The sequence below is a fragment of the Pseudomonas sp. ICMP 561 genome, assembly GCF_002699985.1.
GTDB classification, from domain to species: Bacteria; Pseudomonadota; Gammaproteobacteria; order Pseudomonadales; family Pseudomonadaceae; genus Aquipseudomonas; species Aquipseudomonas quasicaspiana.
Genome location: NZ_LKBT01000012.1, coordinates 214,142 through 238,902, shown reverse-complemented (window position 1 = coordinate 238,902; position 24,761 = coordinate 214,142). Strand labels below are relative to the sequence as shown.

Here is a 24,761-nt window from a genome sequence, read left to right as displayed (position 1 = left end):
CGTTATGGCGTTCACACTGGACAGCTATTCCCTGCTGGTCTTTACCCTCTGCGCTCTGGCGGCCGTAGTGGGTGTCGGCCTGAATATTCTGATTGGCCTGAGCGGGCAAATTTCATTCGGCCACATCGCGTTCTATGCCATTGGCGCGTACGTGTCGGCATTGCTGACCATGGCCGGTTGGCCGCTATGGCTGGCGTTGCCGCTGGCGGGCATCGTGGCAGGCTTGATTGGCGCCCTGTTGGCGATCCCGGCACTGCGGGTCAGTGGTCCCTATCTGGCGATGATCACCATTGCCTTTGCGTTCGTGGTGCATCACAGCCTGATCGAATGGCGTGACGTGACCGGTGGTTCGAATGGTCTGATGGGTATTCCGCTGCCGGAATTTGCCGGTCTCGATCCAGCGATACTGCTCGCGCTGTTGGCTGGGGCGTTGATGATCGGCGCATTGCTGTTCTACCAGCGCCTGAGTCACAGCACCTGGGGCAAGGCCATGCGCGCCGTGAAGGCGTCTGAAATTGCCGCGCGCTCGCTGGGTTTCAATCCGGTTCTGAGCAAAACCCTGGCCTTCGCCGTGTCCGCCGCGTTGACCGGTTTGGCAGGTGGCCTGCTTGCGCCCCTGCTGATGTTCATCAACCCGGAATCCTTTCCGTTTTCGCAGTCGATCCTGTTTGTTCTGGCGGTGATCGTCGGTGGCAGCGGCATGCTGTTTGGCCCATTGATTGGTGCTTTGCTGATCGTGCTGGTGCCGGAGTTACTGTCGGACTTCGCCGAATACCGCCTGCTGATTTTCTCGGTGCTGTTGCTGCTGGTGCTGTGGGTCGCGCCAAACGGCTTGCTGGGCGCCCTCGCCCGTCGCTGGATCAAGCCGACCCGTCTGGTCCCGCCCACCACGATCAACACCCAACGCATTGCCGCGCATTTGCAAAGCCGTGGTCCGTCAACCGGTTTGCGGGTGACCGATATCGGCATTCGCTTCGGCGGTGTACAGGCGGCGCAACACGTCAGCCTGCATGCGCCTGCCGGAAGCATCACCAGCATCATTGGCCCCAATGGCGCGGGTAAAACCACGGTGCTGAACATGATCAGCGGGTTCTATGCCCCGGACAGCGGCCAGATCGAACTGCAACAACCACTAGCCGGCCTGCCCGCTTGGAAAAGCGCCCGAGCCGGTATCGCCCGCACCTATCAGACCACCCTGCTATTTGGCGAGATGTCGGTGCTGGATAACCTCTTGGTGGCGATGCAGAAAGGTCGCCTCGGTCTGCCCTTCAACCTGTCGACCTCCGAGCAACGCAGCCTCGCGCTGGACCTGCTGGCGCTGGTGGGTTATCGCGGCGAAGTGAACATTGCTGCCGAGGACTTGCCCCACGTCGACCGTCGTCTGGTAGAAATCGCCCGGGCACTGGCGACCGCGCCTGCGGTGCTGTTGCTGGACGAACCGGCTGCGGGTCTGAGCCGCCGCGACACCGACGACCTGGCCGTGCTGCTGCGCAAGCTGGCGGACTTTGGCCTGACGGTAATCCTCGTCGAGCACGACATGTCGCTGGTGATGTCAGTGTCCGAACACTTATTGGTGCTGGATGCGGGCAAGCCCATCGCATCCGGGCCTCCTGCTGAAATTCGTCAGAACCAGCAGGTGATCGCCGCGTATCTGGGCGGCACCGATTATCAGGCAACACCACGGGATCATGCTTGGGATGGCAGTCGCGATGCGCGGCTGTATGTCAAGGATCTGGCCATCGACTACGGCGCTGCGGCAGTGGTCAACAAAGTCAATTTACTGGTCAACCCCGGCGAGCTTGTGGCGATTCTGGGTGCCAACGGTGCGGGCAAATCCAGCATCCTGCAATGTCTGGCGGGCCTGCATCGGGCGACCGAGGGCAGCATTTTGCTGGACAACGAAAGCATCGAACAGGCCAGCGCCAGCAGCATCGCTGGCAAAGGTCTGGCCTTGGTGCCGGAAGGTCGTCAGGTGTTCCCGTACCTGAGCGTGCGCGACAACCTGTTGCTAGGCGGTTACTCCCGACGAGAAGCGTTTGATGCCGAAGCTGAAATCGAAGCGATCCTCAAACGCTTCCCGCGTTTGCGCGACCGTATCGATAACCCGGCGGGCATGCTGTCCGGTGGCGAACAACAGATGGTCGCCGTGGGACGCGGGCTGATGGCCAAACCGAAAATCCTGCTGCTGGACGAGCCGTCTCTGGGCTTGTCACCGGCCATGATCGGCGAGCTGTACGACGCACTCGCCGCTCTGCGCGATGAAGGCGTCACTATCCTGCTGGTGGATCAAATGGCCAACCTCGCGCTGCAGGTTGCTGACCGCGCTTACGTGCTTGAAACCGGCTGCATCATAAAATCCGCCAGCGCCGCCGAGTTGCGTGACGACGAGGAGCTGGCTGCGGCCTATCTGGGTGAAAGTGCTGATAGCACCAGTGCCAATAGCATTCGAGGAGTGAGTGTATGACCGCACTGAAGATTATCAATGTGCGGCTGGGTGAAGCCGACACTGATACCGTGCTCTACGTGGAGAACGGCCATTACGTTGAGGCATTCGGCCCGTCAATCATCGACTGGGAGACACTCGATTTACAGGGTCGCCTGCTGATGCCAGGCCTGATCGAAACCCATATCCACCTGGACAAAGCCTGCATCATGCAGCGCTGCCATTTGCATGAAGGCACCCTTGCCGAGGCAGTGGCGCAAACCCGTGCCGCCAAGGCGGAATTCACTGAAGAAGACGTGTACCAACGCGGTGCGCAGGTGCTGGATAAGGCGATCCTGCAAGGCACCACTCACATGCGCACCCATGTGGAGCTTGATCCGCAAATCGGCCTGACCGGTTTTAGAGCCATTCGCCGCCTGCAGACTGATTACGCGTGGGCGATCAGCCTGGAAATCTGTGTGTTTCCTCAAGAAGGCTTGCTGAATAATCCAGGCACGGAAGCATTGTTGTGCGAGGCGCTGGAGAATGGCGCGACGGTGCTCGGCGGCTGCCCCTACATGGACAGCGATCCGGACGGGCAGATCCAGCGTCTGTTTGAACTGGCAGTGAAATACAACTGCGATCTGGACCTGCACCTGGATTTCGATCTGAATCCGGAAGGCATGACAGTCATGGAAGTCGCGCGCTGCACGCAACTGCATGGCTGGGCAGGACGCGTGACCATCGGCCACGTGACCAAGCTGTCGACACTCCCCAAAGAGCAAATGACCGTGCTGGGCCTGCACCTGGCCAAGGTCGGCGTGCAAGTAACCTGTCTGCCGTCCACCGATCTTTTTCTGATGGGCCGTGAGTCGTTTCACAACAAACCTCGCGGGCTCGCGCCGCTGGAGCATCTGCACGCCTGCGGCGTTACGTGCTCGGTGTCCACCAACAACATTGGCAATCCGTTTACGCCCTATGGCGACGCCTCGCTGATCCGTCAGGCCAATCTGTTCGCCAACGTCAGCCAGATGGGCACCGTACCGCAATTGCTGCAATGCCTGGCGTGGGTGTCCAGCGAATCAGCACGCATGCTGCGTTTGACCGATTACGGTTTGCTACCCGGATGCCGAGCCGACTTCATCGTCTTCGACGCCCCCTCGCCTGCGGCAGTGGTTGCCGAGATCAGCGCGCCGTTGATGGGCTTCAAGGGTGGGCGACGGACGTTTAGTCGGCCGGTTGGGAAGCTGTTGAAACCGGATGCATAACATCTGCTGCAAACGGGGTATGTGAAAGATTCTATGTTTGCCCACAAGCTCAAGGATCGACGGCGTTTGGTTGGAGCGAGGCTTGCCCGCGAATAACGATAACGCGGTGTGTCTGACATGCCGCGTCGACTGATTCGCGGGCAAGCCTCGCTCCAACCATGTGCCACGCGGATCGTAGGACCGGCTTTAGCCGGGAGGACGTCCGGATAGTCGCTAAATTTTCTTCTGCAGAAACACTGCTCTCCCGGCTAAAGCCGGTCCTACGGATTTATGGGTTGCTACCCTTTCAATCACTCAACGCCTGCCGCAGGTTGAATTCCTCCGGCGCGCTTTCCTCCAGAGCAAGCTGCCCTTCCAGCTCGTCCAGGTGTTCAAGCATGACCGCCACAGCGCGTTCGTTATTGCCGTTTTCCAGCGCGGTGATGATTTCCTGATGCTCGTCCGACGCGCAGGACGGCACGTCATTACGCTGATAAAGCGCCACGATCAGTGAGCTGCGCACCATCAGGTTGGCGAGGATGTCACTCAGCACGGTGTTGCCGCTGATCTCGCCGAGCATCAAGTGAAACTCGCTCAACTCCCGCACGATAGCCCGACGGTCCGTCTCGTTGGTGGCCTTGCGTTCATTGTTCATGTGCGTCGCAATCCGCTGACGCTGCTTGCGCATGATTGCTGGAGTGATGCCCTCCACAATCGCACGTTCAATGGCGCGACGCGCACTGAAAATATCCCGGGCTTCCTTGGCAGTAGGCTGGGCAACCATGGCGCCACGGTTGGCCTCGATGGTCACCACCTTCTGCATTGCCAGACGCTGCAGCGCCACCTGCACATGGTTGCGGTTGGCTTGCAGGGTCTCGACGATTTGCGCTTCGATCAGTCGCGTGCCGGGTGGCAGACGATGTTGGGCGATAGCCTTGAACAACGCATCGACGATACGTTGCACCTCAAGCTGTTTGGCAGTGACAGTGCTCAGGCCCATCCTTTCCTCTATTTTCAAACCGCTTGGCGCCATCGCAGCAGGTCTGCCAGTGGCGGGCAATCGGCGGCATTATCCGCCAGCCGCACGACACCGGCAAACCCCGTGTGCAACGGGTCGGGCGATCAGTTGGGCTGCCCCAGCGCGAGGCCTTCGCCACGCGGATCATGCATGGCGCTGCGACGTCCCGTTTCATCAATCGCGATGATCCCGGCGTGACCGGTCATGGGGCTGCGCGGCGGGATGATTTCCACTTCATGGCCCTGCGCGGCAAGCCCCTCGACCGTCGCGGTACTCATGTCGCCTTCCAGCTTCAGATTGTCAGTGCTGTCGAAAAAGCTGCGCCCCAACAGGAAGCGCGGCGTCTCCAGCGCCAGATCAATCGGTTGCTGATAGTCGACCAATTGCGTGGCCAGAACCATTTGCGTCTGCGGCTGACCGTCGCCGCCTTGGGTGCCGAAGAACCAGCGGCGACCGTCATCGGCCAGATAGCAGGACGGGTTCAAAGTGTGCGCCGGACGCTTGCCCGGTGCCCAGCCGTTGACATGGTTGGCATCAGCGTCGAAACCGGCAGCGCGGTTCTGCCACAGCACGCCGGTATCACCGAGGATGCAGCCCGAACCGAAATCGTGAAACAGGCTCTGGATCAGGCATGCGGTTCGCCCCTGAGCGTCGGTGGCAGCCATCCAGATGGTATCGGCAGGTCGACCCGGTTCATTCCAGGGTGCCGCTCGCTGATCGTCGATGGCTTCCGCGTAAGCCTTGATTTGCGCGTCCTCCAGACTGGAGGCGTAATCCCACGCGGTGCTCAATGGATCGCACAGCTGTGCATTACGCCGCAGCAACCCCTGCTTAATGGCTTCCACCAGATAGTGGTAATACTGCGCGCTGCCGTTTTCCACATCCGCCAATGGCTTGTGTTGCAGTGCGGCCATCGCCTGCAAGGTGTAGAGCCCCTGACACGGCGGCGCCACGTTATAGAGTCGACCCTGACGATAACGCACCGAAATCGGCGCAACTTCAGGCGCCCGGGTGGCCGCCAGATCCGCCGCCGTCAGGCCACAACCAAGCCGGTCAAACGCCGTACCGAATGCCTCGGCCAACTCCCCTCGATAGAAGTCCTCGACGCCATGCCTGGCCAGGTGACGCAGGGTATTGGCCAGTTCCGGCTGGCGCAGGGTGTCGCCCTCGCCCATCCAGCGGCCATCGGTCTTGCACAGGCGATGCAGGTCCGGTAGCTGCTCGATGAGGGGTTGACGCAAGGTCTGCCAGAACAATTGTGACTGTGAAACAAGCGTGCCTTGATCCGCCATCGTGGCAGCGTCTCCGAGCAAGTCACCCCAACCCAGCGTCGACCCCCATTCATGGCGACTGATGTTCGCTGCGGTCTGCCAACTGGCCAGGGCGCCCGCAGTGCTCGCTACCGAGGACGGGCCGCGCACAGTGATCTTCCCGCCCTGAGGCATATGTTGACCGGCCCGACCGATCCCCACGATGGTGCGCACCTTGCTGTCGTGGATCATCCATAGCGCATCGCCGCCCAGCCCGGTCATGTGCGGAAACACCGCTGCAAGCATCGCGCTGGCGGCCAGCATCGCATCGATGGCCGTGCCCCCGGCATCGAGAATGCGCAGCCCGGCGGCGCTGGCTTCGGCGTGAGGCGTACAGATGACGGCGCGAGTTGAGGTGGCGATCATGATCAAAGGCTCTCTTTTTTTGCTAGCTATCAATAGTTTTATTGTTAGCAAAGCAAGAAATGTGCCTTGGGTATTGCGGGTCGCTCATCGATCGCGTTGGAGCGAGGCTTGCCCGCGAAGAACGATAACGCGGTGTGTCTGGCTTACCGAGTCGACTGGTTCGCGGGCAAGCCTCGCTCCAACGCAACTGGAATCAATTGGCTCAATCTCGCCACCTCAAACCAACGCAGCCTGTGCCCTTCTCATGCTCCACATCGCAACCACAGCGATCAACGCAACAATAGCGCTGAATAACTCACCCACATGACGCAGACCAAACACCGGCACGCTGACCCCCACCGCGATCACCGGCAATGACATGGACAGGTACAACACCACAAACAGCGCTGACGCGACCGCCGCTTTCTGATGCGCAGGACTGGCGGCAGTCACAGCGCCCATACCGGCGCGGAACACCATGCCCTGGCCGATACCTGCGGTGATGCCCGCAACGATCAGCAACAGCATCTGCTCGGTCGCGATACTCAGGCCCAGGGTCAGCATGCCGAGAATCAGCGCAACGCAACCCAGGGTCATGTGCTGGCGGGACGGCAACCATTGCAACAGCGCCTGACCGACTACCGATGCCGCGAAGAACGAGCCGACCACAGCACCGATCACGATGCCGTTGGATTGCTCCATGACCTGACGCATGATCGACGGCACCATGCTGGTGAACAGCCCGGCAACGCTAAAGCCTGCCAGCCCGGCGATGGCTGCCGGAATGAACAGGCCGCGCACTTCGGCGGGAATCGAAGGCCGCATGACCCGCAAGCGTGGCACCTCCGGACGCTTGACCGTTTCCCGGGCAACCATAACGCCCACCAGGGCAATCGCCAGAAACCCCAGGTGCAGCCAGAACACCAGTTGCAGTGGATGCGGTAAATGCTGAGACGTCAGACCCGCCAGCATAGGCCCCAGCCCGAGACCAAACATGTTGGCAGCCGTCGCCACCAGCGTGGAGCGCCTGCTCCAGGACTTCGGGGCCAGCTCGATGACAGCCACCGTGGCGGTGCCGGTCATGATCCCGGCGGAAAACCCGGAAAACAGTCGGCCCAGCAACAGGCCACCAATGGAATCGCAATACAGGAAAATCACCGCACTGATCGCCCCCATGACCAGACCGGCACACAGCATAGGACGACGCCCGACCTGATCAGACCAACTGCCCACCGCCAGTAAAGCGGCGATGACTCCAGCGGCATAGATCGAGAAAATCAGCGTCACCCAGGTTTCACCAAAGCCCATCTGCTGCTGGTAATAGATATACAGCGGGGTTGGCAATGTCGTGCCAACCATGACGATCAGCAATGCGCAGGCCACCAGAATGAAATCTCTGCTGGAAGATGAAACAGGCTTGGTCATGCAGGTCGTCCGGTGAGGAATATCGTGGTCATGCGTCCGGTATCAAAAACCGGGGCAGCCATAGTACAGAGGGGTGGGCAGGATATGCAGCGAAGGTTTCAAGAAATTCCAGACAGGCAGATGAAATGACGCGGCGACTCTATTCATGAGACGGCACTATTCGGTAGGAGCGAACTTGTTCGCGAGGCGTCAGCTCTGAATCACCGCGTAAAACCTTCTCGCCAACAAGTTGCCTCCTACCTGATCTGCGTCTTTCGCCCAAATTGTTCCAAACGTAGCCAGCCCCCACCAACGACACAACGGCGACCACCAGTAAGCCATTATTAATCGAATTGGAATACGATCCCCCGGTAGGAGCGAACTTGTTCGCGAGGCGTCAGCTCTGAATCACCGCGTCAAACCTTCTCGCCAACAAGTTGCCTCCTACCTGATCGGCATCTTTCGTCCGATTACTCCTTACGAAAGAAAAACGTCACTTGCCCCAACTCCACACCCAGCTTGCTCATGTACGAGCGATTGGCCAGGGTCTTTTCGTCCAGCAGGTACATCCAGTCATCGAAGTGCACTTTGTACGTGGTGCCGTCTACCGGAAGATTCAGCACGTAACGCCAGTGAAAGGCATTGCCGGACACCTCACCGAAAGCCTTGCCGTCGACATCCCCTGCTGTGCCCGTCCAGCGGCCTGGCCCATCGGGAAGAAGCGTCCATACACGGGTTTCTTTTTTACCGTCGCTGTAGGTGAAGTCTTCGTGCAGGATCAACGCGTCGCCTTCGCTGCGACCATTGATCACCACATCCATGCGTTTGGTGACTTCCCCGGAACGCTTCTGGAAGATGCCCTGAGCCACTACGCGGCCGTTGAAATACTCTCGCAGATCCAGCTTCGGGGTTTCCTGACTGTACTGCTTCACGTCCACGCCGCTGCAGGCAGTCAAACCGATACATGCAGCGATGATCATGGCCTTCAACATAGTCCAGCTCCCAGCAGAGAAATGAGTTATTTACGTGCCCCACCCATCAGTTGCTCACGCAGCTCGGGGTTGCGGGTTTTCGGGCTTAGCCAGATATCAAAGAATGCTTTTGCAAACTGCGGATCCTGTACAACATGCTGCAGCTTGTCACCGACGTAAAAGCGCGCTTCGCGGCCAGGGAAATACACCCCGGTGATTTTCATGCCCTCTTCAACATCGACAAACGCCTGGGCCATTTGCTCACGCCAGGCGACCAACTGCTTCTCGGGGATCGGCTTCGGTGAGGTACGCTTGATCTCGACAATGCTGGCCTCAACCAGATCATCCCGGGAAATCGTCCGGTGATAAGTCAGCTCCAGTGCAAACGGCTGATCAGCCTTCAGAGGCTTGCCAGCACTCAGCAATCGCGCAGTGTAGACACGGAAGCCGAACACGCGCAGATCGCCCCCGCCGATAACCTGCGCATTGGGCAACGCTTCCTGCCAGGACGCGCTCGCCAACTGGCTGAACACCTGACTGAACAGCAGAAAAAACACCAGCCAAAGTCGTGCCATACAATGCCTCTCGTCTGGGTCTTCAGGGCAAGACCAAAAAAGGGTCAGCAACCCGGTGCAAGGTCAAAGACCACAACAACACCGGGAAGCTGACCCTTCAGACTTAAAAGCTATACGACGAACATCACTTTGTACAATTTTTAGTGAAGTTTTTATTCAAACGCCTGATTGCTGAGCGCGCCCTGTTCACGCCTCCTTGTAAACCGGCTCGCCCAGATTGAGCATCAAACGATTGGCCCAGGCGAAAATCGAAATCGCGTGGATCAGGTCCAGAATCTGCGCATCATCCAGACCTTGCGCACGCAACGGCTGGATATGTTCAGCACCCAGCGCAGCCGGATCAAGGGTCAGGTCGATAGAAAAACGCACGATGGCCTTTTCCCGCTCTGTCGTCCCGGCCGTTTCAGGATCCGTGAATATCTCGGCAATCACGTCGTTGCGCTTGGCCAGTTGCTCAAAGCGCTGGGCATGCACGGAGGCGCAGTACACGCACTGATTGATACGGGAAACCACGGTGCTCGCCAGTTCACGCTCGGCGCGCGACAAACCACCGGGGGCGTACATGATGGCGTTGAAAGCCAGAGAACGCTGGCGCAGCACTTCGGGCTGATGCGCCAGGGTCAGGTAATAATCGGAGACCTTGGCCTGCGGATGACTCTCCTCCAGCACAGCCACTTGCTCGGGTGTTGCGCTGTCCAGCTTGATGGTCGGCAGCCAGGCTTTCCAGCCCAGTACTTCGCTTGTGAAACCGTTGATACGGATAGGCTCACTCATCACGCAGCTCCTGCGGCTGACAACGCGGCAAGGCCTGCCGCCAGGCGAATCTGGTACGACAGATAAGCAATCAACTGTGCGAGCACCACGATTTCTGAGGTGGACAATCCGGCTTGCTGCAGCACATGCAACGCCTGCTGATCACCTTCCACCGGGCGCTCGATCAGGGTGCGGGTGAAACCAAGAATGGCCTTCAAGCGAGGGTCCGTCAGGCGCTCAAGGGCCGCAAAATCTAATGCGCCGATCAGCAATGGATCGACGCTCAACGCCCGCAACTGCTCCTTGTAGTAATCAGCCAACAACGGGCTGGGCGTCAGACGGCTGGCGAAATAGGCCACCAGCAGGCGCTCATTCAGGGACAGATTATTCTCAAGATGCGGGTCAAAAAACTGCGCGTGGCTGCCCTGAGTAGCGGCCAGCACTTTGTCACGGGCATGACGAACCTGATGCAGATGCGTGCCGGGCGTCAGGCCCAGCAAATCATCCAGCACATCCGGCGATTGAGCGGTGGAATTCATCACAAATCCTCTGATTGCATCGGGCTGATGCCTGTCGCCCGCAAGGCGTCAGGCTCAGGGTTTCAAGACTTCAAGGCAGTTTGGTAACCATACTGGCGGCGGTACGGTCGCTGACCAGAGGCTCAACTTTCAGGTCTTTACGCGCAGCCCAGATGTTCTGGTAGTGGAACAGCGGGATGATGCCGACATCGTCAGTCACGACCTTCGCAGACTCTTCCAGAATGGTCCGGCGCTTGGCTTCGTCGAACTCGGCGGTGGCTTTGGTCAATGCCTGATCCACCAACGGGTTGCTGTAGTGGCCCCAGTTGGAAGCGCCCAGGCCCTTGGTGCTGTCGACGGTGGTCAGGATGTTGGTCAGCGCATAAGCCGCTTCGCCAGTGCCGTTACCCCAGCCAATCACACTGATTGCCAGTTCGTTCTTGTTGGCCTTACCGGCGTAAACCGCCCAGGGCAGCACCTCCAGCTGCACCTTGACGCCGATCCGCGACCAGAACTGCGCCACGGCCTGCATGGTTTCCGGGGCTTGCGGGTAACGGTCGCCCGGTACATGCACGGTCAACTGGAAGCCGTCCGGGAAGCCAGCTTCCTTGAGCAGCTCCTTGGCCTGTTTCGGGTCGTACGGGATGTTTTTCAGGTCTGCGTTGTAGCCAAAGGTATTGGCTGGCATCCACTGGTTGGCCTCGGTCACGGTGCCTTGCATGATGCGCTCGACAATTGCCTGACGATTGATCGCCAGCGACAACGCCTTGCGTACCTTCACATCGCGCAGCGGGTTTTGCTCAAGAGGTTTGCCCGCGTTGTCACGGATAAACTCGTTCGGGCCTTCGCGGAAGCTCGGTTGAACAATCAGCGCACGCAGACCGGAGTAAGCGTAAACCTTCACATTCGGGCTTTGGCGCAGGCGCGCCACGTCAGTTGGCGAAACCTTGTCGATCACGTCCACATCACCCGCCAGCAAGGCTGCGGTGCGGCTCGCGGCATTGGCGATGTAACGATAATCAACGCTGTCCCACAGCGGCTTCTCGCCCCAGTACTCGTTGTTTCGCTCGAAAATCGTGCGGTCGCCCGGCACGAAGGACACGAAACGATAAGGCCCGGTGCCAACCATCGCTTTGCCGGAGTTGTAATCGGCGCTCGCAGCACCCGCCCCGACGTGGCGACTGACGATGTAGATCGAATCGACGTCCGGCAGCAGGTTGGCGTTAGGTGAACGGGTCTTGATGATGAGGGTGTGAGCATCCTTGGCCTGGATTGACTCGACAGTCCGCATGGCGCCCGCATAGGACGCGACGGAGCCGGGAACGGCGCGGGCACGCTCGAAGGAGAACACGAAATCATCGGCGGTCAGCGGTTTGCCGTCCTGCCATTTGACGTCGTCGCGCAGGCTGAACTCCCAGGTCTTGTCGTCCAGCACCTTCCAGCTTTTGGCCAGGCCCGGCAGGGTCTTGTCATCGTGACGATTGACCAGCGATTCGAAGGCATGCAGCGCTACCGAACGATCCCCGGCGTAGTTGTTCAGTTGCGGATCGAGAGACGAGACCGGGTCGGCGTAACCGATACGCAAGGCTTCAGCCGAGGCACTGCCGCCAGCCAGAATCAGGGCCGAGGCCAACAGTGAACGAACAAGAGGTTTCATGTGTTGTTTCCTTGTACGCAATGGCAATAAGAAAGACGGACGATCAAGCGTCCGTTCAGGCTGTTTCGTTGAGGTGGCAAGCGCTCAGGTGGTTCGGCGAAACCTCCCTGAGCGGTGGAACTTCCACGCGACAGCGCGCCATGGCGTGCGGGCAACGAGGATGGAAATGACACCCGGCAGGCGGGTTCAGCGGGCTGGGGATTTCCCCTTTGATCGCGTCATAACGGGCACTGCGAATATCGAAACGCGGGATCTGCGCCAGCAAGGCCTGGGTGTAAGGATGATTGGCACGACTGAACAGATCGTCGACATCGGCGCTCTCCACGACCCGGCCCAGGTACATGACCACCACGCGATCGCACAGATGCTCGACCACGCCAAGGTCATGGCTGATGAACAGATAGGTCAGACCCAGCTCGTCGCGCAGGTCCATGAACAGGTTGAGAATCTGCGCCTGAATCGACACGTCCAGTGCCGCCACTGATTCATCACAGACCAGCAGTTCAGGCTGCACCGCCAACGCACGAGCAATACCGATTCGCTGCCGCTGGCCGCCACTGAACTGATGCGGATAGCGCTGACGCAACTGCGGGCTGAGCCCGGCACGTTGCAGTTGGGCACTGACGTAATCGTCGAATCCGGCCTTGTCGGTCAGGCCGTGCAGCAACGCGCCCTCCCCGACGATCCGGTCCACGCGAAGGCGCGGGTTGAGGCTGGCGGACGGGTCCTGAAAGATCATCTGAATTTTCAGCCGTGCCGCCTGACGCTCTTCGCTGGTGAAGTCTTCAATGGACTTACCGTCGATGGAAGCCGTACCGGAAGACACCGGCAGCAAGCCCGCGACCATTCGGCCAAGGGTCGACTTGCCACAGCCCGACTCCCCCACCAAGCCGACCACTTCGCCACGCACAATGCGCAGATCAACCCTGTCGACAGCGTGAGTCACCGAGGTCGGCCGAGTCAGTTGCAGGCGCTGCATGAGATGTTGCAGTCCGGTGTCCGGACTGGCTTTGCCGAAAGTCTTGCTGACATCGCGCAGCTCGATGATTGGCGTCGATTCATTGCTCATCGGCGGCTCCCGGATGAAAACAGCGGACCAGTCGGCCCGGCTCTATCGCTTGACTGGGCGGATCCTGCTCGCACACCGAAGTGGCTCGATTGCAACGCGCAGCGAAGGCACAACCCGAGGGCATCGACAGCAGATCCGGCGCCATGCCCGGAATCTGCCGCAGGCGCTGACCGCGCTTGTTACGGCTCGGCAAGCTGTCGATCAGACCTTGGGTATAGGGGTGTTGTGGACGATCCAGTACTGCAGCCACCGTGCCTTGCTCAACGATGCGCCCGGCGTACATCACCGCAATATCGTCGGCCAGACCGGCGACTACCGACAGGTCGTGAGTAATCCAGATCAGGGAAGTGCCCTGCTGGCGAACCAGTTTCTGCACTTCACTGAGGATCTGCGCCTGAATGGTCACGTCCAGCGCGGTGGTGGGCTCATCGGCAATGATCAGGTCCGGCGAATGCAGCAGCGCAATGGCAATCGCCACCCGCTGACGCATGCCGCCAGACAGCTGGTGCGGATAGGCGCGCAGACGCTCATCAGGACTGGCGATGCCCAGCAGCGCCAAGGTGCGGCTGGCATGCTCCCGAGCCTCGGCACGGCTCAGCGGCTGATGGGCTTGCACCGCCTCGATCATTTGCGTGTCGACTCGCAGCACCGGATTGAGGGTCATCATCGGGTCCTGAAAGATCATCGCGATGCGATTGCCTTGCAGATGGCGCAAATCCCTGGCAGACAAGCGGGTCAGGTCGCGGCCTTGAAACAGCACTTCACCGCCGCTGATCCGCCCGGGCTCATCCACCAGACCGAGAATCGAGAAACCGGTTACCGACTTGCCGGAACCCGACTCGCCTACAAGACCCAGAATCCGCCCGGGCTGAATGGTCAGAGACACATCACGCACTGCAGGCAGCACCCCGGCGCGGGTATAAAACGACGTACACAGGCCGCGCACATCCAAAGTCGGCTGTACGTTTGCCAAAGGCTCGGCAGAGAGTTTTGGCAGCCTCATCGTTGCAACCTCGGGTTCAACACATCACGCAAACGGTCACCCACCAGATTGATGGCGACAATGGTTATCAGCAACGCCAGACCCGGATAGAAACTGATCCAGTACTCGTCGCTGAGCATGTACTGAAAGCCGTTAGCGATCAGCAGCCCCAGCGAAGGCTCGGTGATCGGCACGCCCAATCCCAGGAACGACAGCGTCGCTTCCAGGGTGATGGCCCGGGCGATCTGCAACGCGCCGATAACGATCAACGGTGGCAGGCAGTTGGGCAGAATGTGCCCGACCACGATGCGCCACGAACCGATACCCTGCCCCCGCGCTGCATCGACGTACTCGCGGCGGCTCTCGGTCAGTGCCTGACCACGGGCGGTACGGGCGTAGTAGGCCCACTCCAGTACCACCAGCGTGAGCATCACATTGCCGACGCCTTTGCCCAGCCAGGCGAGAATCATCAGCGCCATGAGGATCACCGGGAACGACAACAGCAAATCCACCAGACGCATCAACAACGCATCGACCCAACCGCCTGCATATGCCGACAACAAGCCAAGCATGGTGCCGAGTACTGCGGCGATGAGCGCGGAACCAATGCCGACCCAGAGACTGATGCGCAAGCCGTAAATAATCGCCGAGAGCAAATCGCGCCCCTGGCCGTCAGTGCCCAGCCAATAGGTGTAGCCGCCGTCGACGTTCTCCGTGCCTGGCGGCAGGCGCGCATCAAGCACGTTGAGCTGCATCAGATCATAAGGGTTCTGATAGACAATCCAGGGTGCCAGCGCCGCGACCCCGACGATAAAAATCAACACCAGCAAACCGAGCATTGCCGTCGGAGAGGTCTTGAATTCCGACACGCCGCGCCGCCATGGCGACTGCGCCTTGAAGGTCGCTACAGGAACCTGACTCATCGTTTGGCCTCCACACGCACACGCGGGTCGAGGAAGTAATACAACGCATCGACAATCAGATTAAGCACCACAAAAATCACCACAACCACCATCAGATAAGCCACCACCACCGGGCGGTCGAGCATATTGATACTGTCCAGAATCAACTTGCCTGCGCCGGGCCAGGCAAAGATGCTTTCGGTCACCACGGCATACGCGATGGTCGACCCCAGCTCCATGGCCAGCACCGTGACCAGCGGGATCATGGTGTTGCGCATCACATGCATGCACATCACTCGCACCGGTGACAGGCCTTTGGCCCGGGCAAACTTCACGTACTCCTGCGGCAGCACTTCACGCACGCCAGCACGGGTCAGACGCAGCACCAGCGAGATCTTGAACAACGCCAGATTGAGTGCAGGCAAAATCAGGTGCTGCAAGCCGTCCAGGGTCAGGAAGGACCACTGGATACCGAACAGCTCGCGAGTCTCGCCGCGGCCACTGGCGGGCAGCCAGCCGAGTTTGATGGAGAACAGCATGATCATCATCAGCGCCACCCAGAATGCGGGCAGCGAAAAACCGACGATGCTGGAGGCCATCAACATGCGCGACAACGGGTGATCGGGATAGCTGCCCGCGAACATGCCCAATGGCACGCCAAGCACAACGGCAAGAAACATCGCGCTGAAGGCCAGTTCAAATGTCGCGGGCAGGCGCTGCACGATCAGGCGCATGGCGTCTTCGTGGTAAACAAAGCTCTGGCCGAGATTGCCTTGCACCGCCCCCTTGAGGAACAGCAGATATTGCTGCCACAACGGCTTGTCCAGGCCCAGATGGGCGATGGCCGCGAGTCGTTCGGCCTGATTGAGGTCTTCGCCGACCAGAATATCCATCGGGTTGCCAATGGCGTTCAGACCAATGAAAACCACCAGGGTCATCAGCAATACCACCAGCAGCGACTGGCTCAGGCGACGCAGCAGCCAGCCGATCATCCGCGTAACTCTTGAGCCGTTGGCTCGCTGGCAACCCATTCATCACCGAGCAACTCAGGCTCGGCGTAATTCTGCATGGCCGTAAAATGCAGCTCGATGTCTTCGTTGAACAACTGCCCTGCCAGACCTTGAGCGAGACGCTTGGCGCCTTCGCTGATGGCCGGAATATCACCCGACACCGCGCCATAGCTCAGGGCTGCCGGGTAGTTGAAGCAATGAATCAGACCTATGCCCGGGCAAACGCCGGGGGTCTTTTCCTGAAACTCGAAGCACAGGCCCAAGTCTGGCAGGTCCTCCAGCTCGTTATCCGGCTCGCCCCCTGGCGGTGTGAAGCTGTCGCTCCAGGCGCGGACATGCTGGGCGAAACTGGCGAACTCGGGACGCAACTGGAAGTTGGTGCGAAAGCCAGTCGCAAATACCAGAAAATCCACCTCGATCCGCGCCTTGGGCGTATCCAGCCACAGGCCGCCGGCCGGGTTTTGCTGAACGGCAACCACCGGGCTGTTCAAGAGGAAGCGTGAGTTGGGTGAGCGGGAAACCCGCTGGGTACTGCCACGTGGCGGCGGGACTTGCTGGGTGTTCAGGTATTTGCGGATCCGCCATTTCCAGGCATCCGGCAACCGCCAGTAACCATGGGTCATGCCCGGATTACCTGCGCCCTTGCCTTTGTTGACCCGTGGCAGCTCGGCCCGGCGAATCAGCAGATCGACCCGTTTCGCACCAGCTTCCAGCGCTGTAGCCGCGCTGTCCATGGCCGACGCACCACCACCGATCACGGCAACCCGCTTGCCGACAAACCATTCATCCTGCAATCCATCAGACGAATGCGCCCAGAAATGTCGTGGTAAATCGTTGGCAAAATCAGGCACCCAAGGACCGCCCAGACCGTCGCGACCGGTGGCCAACACTACGTGGCGCGCGACAATGGTCTGAAGCTGCCCGGCATGCTGGATATCCAGTTCAACCAGACCATCAGCCCGAGGCTGCACACGGCTCACGCGATGCTCGTTGCGCACGTCCAGTTTGAGTGCCTTGCGATACCAGCGCAGGTAATCAGCCCATTGCAGACGCGGGATCTTGTCCAGCGCGTTCCACGCCTCCAGACCAAACTGGGCCTCGAACCAGGCTCTGAACGTCAGCGCAGGCAGGCCCAATGCGGGGCCGGTCAGTTGCTTGGGGGAGCGCAAGGTTTCCATACGCGCAGTGGTCGCCCACGGGCCTTCGAAACCGGCTGGCGACTGATCGTAAATGCGCGCGATCACGCCCATGTTGCGCAGCTCGGCAGCCAGCGCCAGGCCAGCCATACCACCACCGATAATGGCCACATCCAACACCGCCTGCCCGTTATTGACCCGTGGTTTTACCCAAGGCGCAGCAGGCAGATCCAGCCATTGCAAATCCTGCTGCAAGCGAGCTTCCAGCGCGGCGAGACCGCTGGCGGTGTTCAGATCGGACATTTTCAATACTCGGCATTCGAGAAAAGGTGGTCACTTGCTATACAAGAAACATTCCACACTCATACATTTTCAAATTCATAAGGCTTATGAATTCGGATAACGAATAGTAGAAGCCGCGGAATATTCCTTCAACGATGATTATTGAATATTGATATTCCAGAAAGGTATTAAGAATATGGAAGCAGTCGCGCAGTCCTGTTGGAGCGAGGCTTGCCCGCGAAGCAGCCGACGCGCTGTATCAGGAATGCCATGTCATCGTTCTTCGCGGGCAAGCCTCGCTCCAACATAAAAGCTCAGAACCTGCGGCTAACCCGCATAAATGCTCTGCAGCAAAGCGTCGTGCTCGCTCGGGTCATGCATGATCATTGATGGCAACAATGCCTGGGCGGATCTGGCGAGTTCTTCGACCAGCGCCACCGACACATCGGATAACGGGCTGGCGAAGGCAGAAATCAGACCGAAGAAGAACGGGATGTTGCACTCGATAGGTCGCACTACAACGCCATTGATCGGGACGCCCAATGCCGTGAACGGGTCAACCAGTGCGATTCCCAGGCCGACGCGTGCCATCTGCATGGCAACCAGCGAGGTGTTGGTGTCGAGCATATGCGGCGCCTTGCCACCGGCATCCTGAAACGCCTTGTCGATGCGGCGACGGAAACGGAACGGGTTGGACATGGTGATCAATGGATGTGCGGCCAGAACCTCCATGGACAGAACATCGTAACGAGCCAGTTCCGAGTCTGCGGGCAGCACGGCCACGCACGGCGACTCGCCGATCCAGTGGATGTCCAGACCACGATGTTCCAGCGGCAGGCTTACGGCTCCCAGGTCCATGGTCTTGGAAAGCACGGCCTGAACAACGTTTTCCGGAGACATGCTGTGCAGTTGAATGTGCTGTGGTTGCAGCGACTGTGGCAGCCGGGACAAGGCCAGCGGCAGCAAACCTGCCGCCAGCGCCGGGATGGCCACGAGCTTGATCTGGCGATTCTCGTCCTGAGCGATGTGTAAGGCGCGCTGGCGAATGTTGCGGATGCCGAGCAAGGCACTTTCAACCTCGGCGTACATCATGAAGGCTTTCTGGGTGGGCGTGACCTTCGGACCGCTACGCTCGAACAACGCAAAGCCGAGCTCTTGCTCCAGCTCCTGAATCACCCGGGTGACCGAGGGTTGTGAACGACCGAGCATTTTACCCGCTGCCGTGACACTGCCAGCCGACATAACCGCCGCGAACGCTTCCAGTTGCCGCAAATCCATAAACACGCCTTGTCATGAACGATGAAGATCAGATAATGCCCGGCGCTCATCCGCAACCGGAAACGGCCAAGCCTAACCTATCGAACAGAACAAGCCTACTTGGGGGTTGTAGGGACTATCTATGTAGATGACATGGTGTCGCACTTTCTCGCGACATATGAACTGTAAGAGTGAGCTTGCTCGCGATTCAATATTTATCACAACAACCTGTCGTCTGATCTGATGCTATCGCGAGCAAGCTCACTCCTACAGGGATGCGGTTCAACTCTGTTAGTTGTATCTATTAAGCAAAAGTGAACGCGCTCGCGAAACAATTCCCCTGACACACCGCCTCGCCAACAAGTTGGCGCCTACAAAGACGATGCACCACATACATCCCCTGCAGGAGCGAACTTGTTCACGAAGCAATGCGACTGACACTATGCTTCGCGAATGAATTCGCTCCCACAAAGAACTGCAGCGACATCACATTAATACGAACGCTCAGCAATCCGCGCTTCAGGCTGACTCCACACATCCTGCAGCGTCTGCAGCACATCGCTCATGAACTGCTTGTCTGCGGCGGCCTTTTTGCCGACCCAGCCATGACCGCGGCGGTACATCGAGAGACGAGCGCGCAAGTTTGGGCGGCTGGCAATGAACTGCTCTTCCGGCACACCCGAGGCAAGAGGTTCAATACGCACTTCACCTTCTTCGCATACCCAAAGGATATGGTTATCGAGTGTGTCCTTGCGCGCAGCAAACAACTCGGAAAGTTCCTGGACAGTGGGTTGGTTATTCAAGTTCATGTGTAACTCCTTGACCGCTTGTCATCAGATTAATTAGTGAGCTCGAACACATCATCAAATCGGCCAATTAATTCGTATCACTGCTGATGAACGAAACATGACACATCGTTCACTCGCCCGCAGAACCGGCCCCTGACTAGATGCATGTAGCCTTGATGAAAAGCTGCTACGCGGCAGGACAAACAACAGGAAGAAGTAGCGAAACATCGGAAACCAGCGGCAATCTGAACTGCAGTCAGCCACAAGCCTCATGAGGACGTATCGCCAGCATCAACTCGCCCTGAGACGACCATGCCAGGTCAGCTTCATCAATCTGCCTTGTGGGCAGCACACATCCGGGAACATCACGACGGCTCGTCGTGCATGTCAAGAACACCCTTTCCAACTCTCCCGATCAGGGAGACAGCTGCATAATGCAAGTCGAAAAGGCATGCGTCAATGATTATGTAGTGAATATTTTAGAGCACTACATATTTCTGATTCTGACCGGCCGGTCACGGCAACGCGGCGGCCGATCAGGTTTCGCGGGGAGTTGCCTCCAGCATGGCGTTGACTTTCTCAAGCAACGCGCCCAGCTGGAACGGCTTGATGATCATGTCCATGCCCTCGCCCAGAAAGCTCTGCCGGTCCACCGCGTTTTCGGCGTAACCGGTCATGAACAATACCGGCAAGTGAGGACGCCAGAGACGGGCCCGGTCCGCCAGCTCACGCCCATTCATGTGAGGCAAACCGACGTCGCTGAGCAACAGGTCAATCGACGTGTCGTTTTCAAGTAACGACAATGCCGTAGCGACGTCCCCTACCTGAGTGCAGCGGTAGCCGGTATCGATCAGCAGCTCGTTGACGAACATCCGCACTGATGCCGTGTCTTCCACGATCAGAATGTGCTGCCCCGCCCCCTCTCGCGGAGCAACAGGCGGCGCCTCCTCGACCGGCACGGACTCAATTCCGGCTGGCAGCATCAAGGTGACTTCTGTGCCGTGGCCCACTACGCTGCGAATGACTACATCGCCTTGCGACTGCCGCGCGAAGCCGTAGATAGTCGATAGCCCCAGCCCGGTGCCCTTGCCAATGGGTTTGGTGGTGAAGAACGGATCAAACACCTTGTCGATGACACTGTGCTCGATGCCGATGCCGTCATCCTTTACCGACAGCGCCAGGTAAGCGCCATCTGCCAGCCTGGCATCGCCTTTGGAATGCGCAGCAAAGGTCGTGACCCGAATCGTTCCGCCGTTCGGCAGCGCATCCCGGGCGTTGATCACCAGATTGAGCAACGCACTTTCCAGCTGACTGCTATCCACCAGTGCAATGGCCGACTGCGAGGTGAGGTCCAGCGTCAACGCGATGCGCTTACCGATGGTGCGGCGCATCAGGTCTTCCAGCGAGCGGATATGTTTGTTGATGTCGATTGGCCGAGCGTCCAGCGGTTGCTGACGAGCGAATGCCAGCAATCGGTGGGTGAGCGCCGCCGCACTGGAGGCCGAAGCGAGTGCCGCCTCTGCGTAGCGCATGATTTTCTCGGGACGATTTTCCTGGGTCCGCCTCTTGATCAACTCGATACCGGTAATGATCCCGGTCAGCAAGTTGTTGAAGTCATGGGCAATACCGCCGGTCAACTTCCCGATTGCATCCATTTTCTGCGCTTGCAGCAACTGAGCTTCAGTTCGGGCGCGCTCGGCCACTTCGTGGGCAAGCTTGGTATTGACGCTGTCGAGTTGCTTGAGATGTGACTGCTCCCGCTGCCGGTGCTCGGTCACATCTTCAACGAACACGAGACTCAGCCCGGGTGTGCGGTAAGGTGAAATCTGCCACTCGGTCTCGCGTAATTCACCCCTTACCAACATGCGCAACGTGCCTTGCCAGCGCTCACCCGCCAGCAACCCCGCGCGCAGCTCCTGAATAACTTCATCCTGATCGCCAGCCAGAGAGCCCAGCATGGTTTCATCGGCCAGGCTTTGATGGGTCAGCAGCGTAAACGCGTGGTTGCACTCGTAGACCTTGAGCTGAGCGTCCATGACCGCAATGGGCGCGGAAATGTTGACGAAAATCTCCCTGAAGCGCGCCTCACTTTCACGCAATGCGTATTCGGTGTCTCGTACCCGGAGCAATGTCCGCAAGGTCGCCAGCAATACATCCGGATCTACCGGGTGCACCAGATAGGCATCAGCGCCCGCCTCAAGGCCGGTGACAATGTCGGTGGTATGAATCGACGCCGCCGAGACATGCACCACAGGCAGCAACGCGGTGCGTGGCTCGGCACGCAACAGACGAACGATGTCGAAGCCACTCATGTCCGGCAGGTTCACATCCAGAATCAGCGCATCCGGGAGTTGTGCTGCGATCTGCTCAAGCCCCTCGGTGCCCGTACCTGCTTCGCTGACGATAAAGTCGTGGCGCTCCATGCGTCGCCGCAACGCATAGCGTGTCGCTGCGTTGTCATCAACGATGAGCAGCCGGAGTTCACGCTTCATCAACAGGCCCTGCGGCGATGGCCAGTGGAATGATTACGAAAAATGTCGAGCCCAGTCCGGGTTCACTCTCCAGTCCGACTCGCCCGCCCAGTAGCTCGGCGAAGCGTTTGCACAGTGACAGGCCAAGCCCGGTCCCGCGCAATCGCTTTTGCAGAGGGGAGTCGATCTGCGAAAAGTCTTCGAACAAGGCGCCGTGCATTTCCTGAGGAATGCCTACACCGGTATCGGAGACCGCAAAGCGGATTTCGTTATCGCTTTCCAGACGTGCAGATACTCGAACCTCACCGCGTTGGGTGAATTTAAGGGAGTTGGAAATGAAATTGCGCAGGATCTGCGCGAGCTTCTTGTCGTCGGTGTACAGACGCGGCAAGCCTGACGGCTCCTCAAAAATGAGGTCCACGGACGACGCGTTGACGATCGGCCGGAACATACCGCGCAGTGCCGAGAACAAGTCGAACATGTCGAACCAGGCAGGGGAAATGCTGATCCTTCCGGCTTCAATCTTGGCCAGATCGAGCAGGTCATCGACCATGTCGCTCAGCTCACGGGCTGCACCACTGACAAAGCCGACCTGCTTGTGCTGTTCTTCGCTCAACGGACCGTCGATTTCGTCCTTTAGCAGGCTGGTGATGCTCAGAATGGAGCCCAGCGGCGTGCGGAATTCGTGGCTCATGTAAGACAGGAAGCGACTCTTCAAATCAGACGCCTCACGCAGTTCATCGGCCTGGTTGTCGAGTTCGGCATACAGCGCCAGTACGCCCTGATTGGTTTCGTCCAGCTCGGCACGCAGCGCGTCCACTTCATCGCGCAACTTTTGCAACTCGATGGACTGATCAGCAACGATCGGTTCAGGCATTGAAAGCCTCCAGGGTAATGACCAACACGGTGACGTCATCTCGGCCGCGGCAAAAATCGCGGTGCAGGACGGCAGCGATAACCGCCGGATGACGATAAATCAGACCCGGATAATCACGCAGGTTCCAACGAGATTGCAGGCCATCGCTGTACATCACCAGCAACTGGCCGGTCACTTGCGAATGCTCGAATGCCTGAGCCTTTCTGAACTGAAGGCCGACAATGCCAGGATGCGATACCAGTCCCCGAACTTTGTCTTCACCAATCAGCGTGGCGCCGATATTGCCAATCCCGACAAAGCGCAACGTATCCAGGCCAGCATCAAAGTTGGCCACCGCTACGGCACCGCCACGCGTTCCCTTCATGGAATGGTGCATGTCCTCGAGCACACGCTCGGCAGAATCAAAAGGCCGCTGCTGGAATTCGACCTCACCGGCACGCGCGGCGACTTCAGCATCCTCACCATGACCCAGCCCGTCGATGATCAACGCACTAATCCGCTGCCCCTCCACTGCCAGTGACCAGACATCGCCACAGGCGGGATCATCATGCAGTGAATGCTGACTGATACCGACACGCAGGTCCCGGGTCTTGTTTTTACGGGGGTAGAAACGGGCCATGACCACCGCACCGCGAGCATCCGCGTGGGCATCAAAGACATCCGCCTGGCGCTCGATAGAGCCAAGGCCAATGCCTTGGGTTCCTCGGGTTGAGAAGCCATCGGGCATGCAATCAGTCAGGTCGAAACCTTCACCACGATCCACGGCAATGATTTCGATGCCGGACAACCCCGGCGAATCGAAAACCCGCAGGTGCAATTCGCCGCGAATCGCGTGTTTGAGAATGTTGCTGGTCAACTCGGTAGCGACCAGCGCGACACGTCCGGCGTCCACTTCATCGAACGCGAGACTCTCCGCCAACTGCTGAGCGGTGCGTCTTGCGTGGCCTACCTGGCTGCTGTCCTCAATCAACAAAACCTGCGTCAGGGTACTGCGCAGGATCACGTCCATCGGGTAATCGTTATGCGGGTTCCGGCACCGGGAGCAGTGTCCAGTTCGAACTCTTCCACCAGACGCTTGGCGCCGGTCAGGCCAAGGCCCATGCCATTACCGGAAGTCCAGCCATCGGTCATCGCCAGCTTGAGGTCAGGAATGCCCGGACCTTCATCGCGGAAGGTGATCCGCAAACCTGTGCGCATATCCTCTTCGAGGATTTGCCAGTCCATATCTCCGCCACCACCATAGACCATGGTGTTACGTGCCAGCTCGCTGACAGCGGTGACCATTTTGGTCAGATCAATCAGGCGCATGCCGCACTCCTGGGCCAGCTTGCGCGCGGTCTGGCGCGCAAGTACGACGTCCTGTTCGATCAGCACGGGTTGCGAACCGCTGCTGCGTACGGTCATTGCGCTTGCACTCGCTCATGCAGCAGTTTCATGCCGCGCTCAACGTTCAACGCAGTGCTGACGCCCGGCAAGGTCATGCCCAGCTCAACCAGCGTAATCGCTACTGCGGGCTGCATGCCGACCAGTACGGTCTCGGCATCCATGATCCGCGACAAGCCGGAAATAGTGCCGATCATGCGACCCACGAACGAATCGACGATGTCCAGCGCCGAGATGTCGATCAGGACACCCCGCGCAGAAGTTTTGCTGATCCGCTCGGACAGATCGTCCTGCAGGGTCAGCGCAAGCTGATCGTGCATGTCGACCTGGATCGTGACGAGCAGATAGGCGCCCATCTGCAGAATAGGAATACGTTCCATGAAC

Annotated in this window: 22 protein-coding genes; 2 read left to right on the top strand and 20 right to left on the bottom strand. The window is 59.0% G+C overall.

Annotated elements, in window-relative coordinates; translation table 11 throughout:
* Window positions 1–4 precede the first annotated feature (4 nt).
* Both AO242_RS11340 and AO242_RS11335 read left to right on the top strand, forming a co-directional pair.
* On the top strand, window positions 5–2,464 hold the full coding sequence (locus tag AO242_RS11340) for a branched-chain amino acid ABC transporter ATP-binding protein/permease (protein WP_373562215.1): 2,460 nt from the start codon (window positions 5–7) through the stop codon (window positions 2,462–2,464).
* Window positions 2,461–3,690 (top strand): amidohydrolase family protein, encoded by a 1,230-nt coding sequence (locus AO242_RS11335; protein ID WP_099268747.1) that lies wholly within the window; start codon window positions 2,461–2,463, stop codon window positions 3,688–3,690. The genes AO242_RS11340 and AO242_RS11335 overlap by 4 nt, the downstream gene beginning before the upstream one ends.
* 286 nt (window positions 3,691–3,976) lie before the next feature.
* Here the strand turns inward: AO242_RS11335 and AO242_RS11325 are convergent, their stop codons facing one another.
* The 20 genes from AO242_RS11325 to AO242_RS11220 form a co-directional block, all read right to left on the bottom strand.
* Window positions 3,977–4,669: a GntR family transcriptional regulator gene (locus AO242_RS11325; protein ID WP_099268746.1), complete on the bottom strand. Its 693-nt coding sequence runs from the start codon at window positions 4,667–4,669 to the stop codon at window positions 3,977–3,979.
* Between the two features lie 122 nt (window positions 4,670–4,791).
* Entirely contained in the window at window positions 4,792–6,363 is a 1,572-nt protein-coding gene (locus AO242_RS11320; protein ID WP_099268953.1) for a gamma-glutamyltransferase family protein, read from the bottom strand.
* 216 nt (window positions 6,364–6,579) lie between these two features.
* A complete protein-coding gene (locus AO242_RS11310) occupies window positions 6,580–7,767 on the bottom strand; it encodes an MFS transporter (RefSeq protein WP_099268745.1) in 1,188 nt (395 codons plus the stop codon).
* Window positions 7,768–8,216: 449 nt separating this feature from the next.
* Window positions 8,217–8,738, bottom strand: coding sequence for a DUF3833 domain-containing protein (locus AO242_RS11305; RefSeq protein WP_027900971.1), 522 nt, complete (start codon window positions 8,736–8,738; stop codon window positions 8,217–8,219).
* 26 nt (window positions 8,739–8,764) lie between these two features.
* Window positions 8,765–9,292 (bottom strand): chalcone isomerase family protein, encoded by a 528-nt coding sequence (locus AO242_RS11300; protein WP_099268744.1) that lies wholly within the window; start codon window positions 9,290–9,292, stop codon window positions 8,765–8,767.
* A 186-nt stretch (window positions 9,293–9,478) separates the two neighbouring features.
* Window positions 9,479–10,066, bottom strand: coding sequence for a peroxidase-related enzyme (locus tag AO242_RS11295; RefSeq protein ID WP_099268743.1), 588 nt, complete (start codon window positions 10,064–10,066; stop codon window positions 9,479–9,481).
* Window positions 10,066–10,587 (bottom strand): CMD domain-containing protein, encoded by a 522-nt coding sequence (locus tag AO242_RS11290; protein WP_373562212.1) that lies wholly within the window; start codon window positions 10,585–10,587, stop codon window positions 10,066–10,068. Before AO242_RS11290 ends, AO242_RS11295 begins: the two co-directional genes overlap by 1 nt.
* A 67-nt stretch (window positions 10,588–10,654) precedes the next feature.
* On the bottom strand, window positions 10,655–12,220 hold the full coding sequence (locus AO242_RS11285; RefSeq protein WP_099268741.1) for an ABC transporter substrate-binding protein: 1,566 nt from the start codon (window positions 12,218–12,220) through the stop codon (window positions 10,655–10,657).
* Between the two features lie 55 nt (window positions 12,221–12,275).
* Complete coding sequence (locus AO242_RS11280) at window positions 12,276–13,289, bottom strand: ABC transporter ATP-binding protein (protein ID WP_027900966.1); 1,014 nt, start codon at window positions 13,287–13,289, stop codon at window positions 12,276–12,278.
* The gene (locus AO242_RS11275) at window positions 13,279–14,292 is read right to left on the bottom strand and encodes an ABC transporter ATP-binding protein (protein ID WP_099268740.1); all 1,014 of its coding nucleotides are present in this window, start codon (window positions 14,290–14,292) and stop codon (window positions 13,279–13,281) included. Before AO242_RS11275 ends, AO242_RS11280 begins: the two co-directional genes overlap by 11 nt.
* Entirely contained in the window at window positions 14,289–15,194 is a 906-nt protein-coding gene (locus AO242_RS11270) for an ABC transporter permease (protein WP_099268739.1), read from the bottom strand. Before AO242_RS11270 ends, AO242_RS11275 begins: the two co-directional genes overlap by 4 nt.
* Window positions 15,191–16,165 carry an ABC transporter permease gene (locus AO242_RS11265; protein WP_027900963.1) on the bottom strand — a complete coding sequence of 325 codons (975 nt, stop codon included), beginning with the start codon at window positions 16,163–16,165 and terminating at the stop codon, window positions 15,191–15,193. The genes AO242_RS11270 and AO242_RS11265 overlap by 4 nt, the downstream gene beginning before the upstream one ends.
* Window positions 16,162–17,622 carry a SidA/IucD/PvdA family monooxygenase gene (locus AO242_RS11260; RefSeq protein WP_099268738.1) on the bottom strand — a complete coding sequence of 487 codons (1,461 nt, stop codon included), beginning with the start codon at window positions 17,620–17,622 and terminating at the stop codon, window positions 16,162–16,164. The genes AO242_RS11265 and AO242_RS11260 overlap by 4 nt, the downstream gene beginning before the upstream one ends.
* Before the next feature lie 306 nt (window positions 17,623–17,928).
* Window positions 17,929–18,879: a LysR family transcriptional regulator gene (locus tag AO242_RS11255; protein WP_099268737.1), complete on the bottom strand. Its 951-nt coding sequence runs from the start codon at window positions 18,877–18,879 to the stop codon at window positions 17,929–17,931.
* Window positions 18,880–19,349: 470 nt separating this feature from the next.
* Window positions 19,350–19,667: a hypothetical protein gene (locus AO242_RS11250; RefSeq protein WP_099268736.1), complete on the bottom strand. Its 318-nt coding sequence runs from the start codon at window positions 19,665–19,667 to the stop codon at window positions 19,350–19,352.
* Between the two features lie 515 nt (window positions 19,668–20,182).
* The gene (locus AO242_RS11240) at window positions 20,183–22,138 is read right to left on the bottom strand and encodes a response regulator (RefSeq protein WP_099268735.1); all 1,956 of its coding nucleotides are present in this window, start codon (window positions 22,136–22,138) and stop codon (window positions 20,183–20,185) included.
* Window positions 22,128–22,994 carry a sensor histidine kinase gene (locus AO242_RS11235; protein ID WP_027900454.1) on the bottom strand — a complete coding sequence of 289 codons (867 nt, stop codon included), beginning with the start codon at window positions 22,992–22,994 and terminating at the stop codon, window positions 22,128–22,130. The genes AO242_RS11240 and AO242_RS11235 overlap by 11 nt, the downstream gene beginning before the upstream one ends.
* Window positions 22,987–24,003: an ATP-binding protein gene (locus AO242_RS11230; RefSeq protein WP_176560606.1), complete on the bottom strand. Its 1,017-nt coding sequence runs from the start codon at window positions 24,001–24,003 to the stop codon at window positions 22,987–22,989. The genes AO242_RS11235 and AO242_RS11230 overlap by 8 nt, the downstream gene beginning before the upstream one ends.
* Window positions 23,994–24,398 carry an anti-sigma regulatory factor gene (locus AO242_RS11225; protein ID WP_099268734.1) on the bottom strand — a complete coding sequence of 135 codons (405 nt, stop codon included), beginning with the start codon at window positions 24,396–24,398 and terminating at the stop codon, window positions 23,994–23,996. Before AO242_RS11225 ends, AO242_RS11230 begins: the two co-directional genes overlap by 10 nt.
* Complete coding sequence (locus AO242_RS11220; RefSeq protein WP_027900457.1) at window positions 24,395–24,757, bottom strand: STAS domain-containing protein; 363 nt, start codon at window positions 24,755–24,757, stop codon at window positions 24,395–24,397. The genes AO242_RS11225 and AO242_RS11220 overlap by 4 nt, the downstream gene beginning before the upstream one ends.
* Window positions 24,758–24,761: the final 4 nt, after the last annotated feature.

Coding starts and splice junctions, on each gene's coding strand:
- AO242_RS11340 (WP_373562215.1), top strand. CDS start 5: ATGGCGTTCACACTGGACAGCTATTCCCTGCTGGTCTTTACCCTCTGC.
- AO242_RS11335 (WP_099268747.1), top strand. CDS start 2,461: ATGACCGCACTGAAGATTATCAATGTGCGGCTGGGTGAAGCCGACACT.
- AO242_RS11325 (WP_099268746.1), bottom strand. CDS start 4,669: ATGGGCCTGAGCACTGTCACTGCCAAACAGCTTGAGGTGCAACGTATC.
- AO242_RS11320 (WP_099268953.1), bottom strand. CDS start 6,363: ATGATCGCCACCTCAACTCGCGCCGTCATCTGTACGCCTCACGCCGAA.
- AO242_RS11310 (WP_099268745.1), bottom strand. CDS start 7,767: ATGACCAAGCCTGTTTCATCTTCCAGCAGAGATTTCATTCTGGTGGCC.
- AO242_RS11305 (WP_027900971.1), bottom strand. CDS start 8,738: ATGTTGAAGGCCATGATCATCGCTGCATGTATCGGTTTGACTGCCTGC.
- AO242_RS11300 (WP_099268744.1), bottom strand. CDS start 9,292: ATGGCACGACTTTGGCTGGTGTTTTTTCTGCTGTTCAGTCAGGTGTTC.
- AO242_RS11295 (WP_099268743.1), bottom strand. CDS start 10,066: ATGAGTGAGCCTATCCGTATCAACGGTTTCACAAGCGAAGTACTGGGC.
- AO242_RS11285 (WP_099268741.1), bottom strand. CDS start 12,220: ATGAAACCTCTTGTTCGTTCACTGTTGGCCTCGGCCCTGATTCTGGCT.
- AO242_RS11280 (WP_027900966.1), bottom strand. CDS start 13,289: ATGAGCAATGAATCGACGCCAATCATCGAGCTGCGCGATGTCAGCAAG.
- AO242_RS11275 (WP_099268740.1), bottom strand. CDS start 14,292: ATGAGGCTGCCAAAACTCTCTGCCGAGCCTTTGGCAAACGTACAGCCG.
- AO242_RS11270 (WP_099268739.1), bottom strand. CDS start 15,194: ATGAGTCAGGTTCCTGTAGCGACCTTCAAGGCGCAGTCGCCATGGCGG.
- AO242_RS11265 (WP_027900963.1), bottom strand. CDS start 16,165: ATGATCGGCTGGCTGCTGCGTCGCCTGAGCCAGTCGCTGCTGGTGGTA.
- AO242_RS11260 (WP_099268738.1), bottom strand. CDS start 17,622: ATGTCCGATCTGAACACCGCCAGCGGTCTCGCCGCGCTGGAAGCTCGC.
- AO242_RS11255 (WP_099268737.1), bottom strand. CDS start 18,879: ATGGATTTGCGGCAACTGGAAGCGTTCGCGGCGGTTATGTCGGCTGGC.
- AO242_RS11250 (WP_099268736.1), bottom strand. CDS start 19,667: ATGAACTTGAATAACCAACCCACTGTCCAGGAACTTTCCGAGTTGTTT.
- AO242_RS11240 (WP_099268735.1), bottom strand. CDS start 22,138: ATGAAGCGTGAACTCCGGCTGCTCATCGTTGATGACAACGCAGCGACA.
- AO242_RS11235 (WP_027900454.1), bottom strand. CDS start 22,994: ATGCCTGAACCGATCGTTGCTGATCAGTCCATCGAGTTGCAAAAGTTG.
- AO242_RS11230 (WP_176560606.1), bottom strand. CDS start 24,003: ATGGACGTGATCCTGCGCAGTACCCTGACGCAGGTTTTGTTGATTGAG.
- AO242_RS11225 (WP_099268734.1), bottom strand. CDS start 24,398: ATGACCGTACGCAGCAGCGGTTCGCAACCCGTGCTGATCGAACAGGAC.
- AO242_RS11220 (WP_027900457.1), bottom strand. CDS start 24,757: ATGGAACGTATTCCTATTCTGCAGATGGGCGCCTATCTGCTCGTCACG.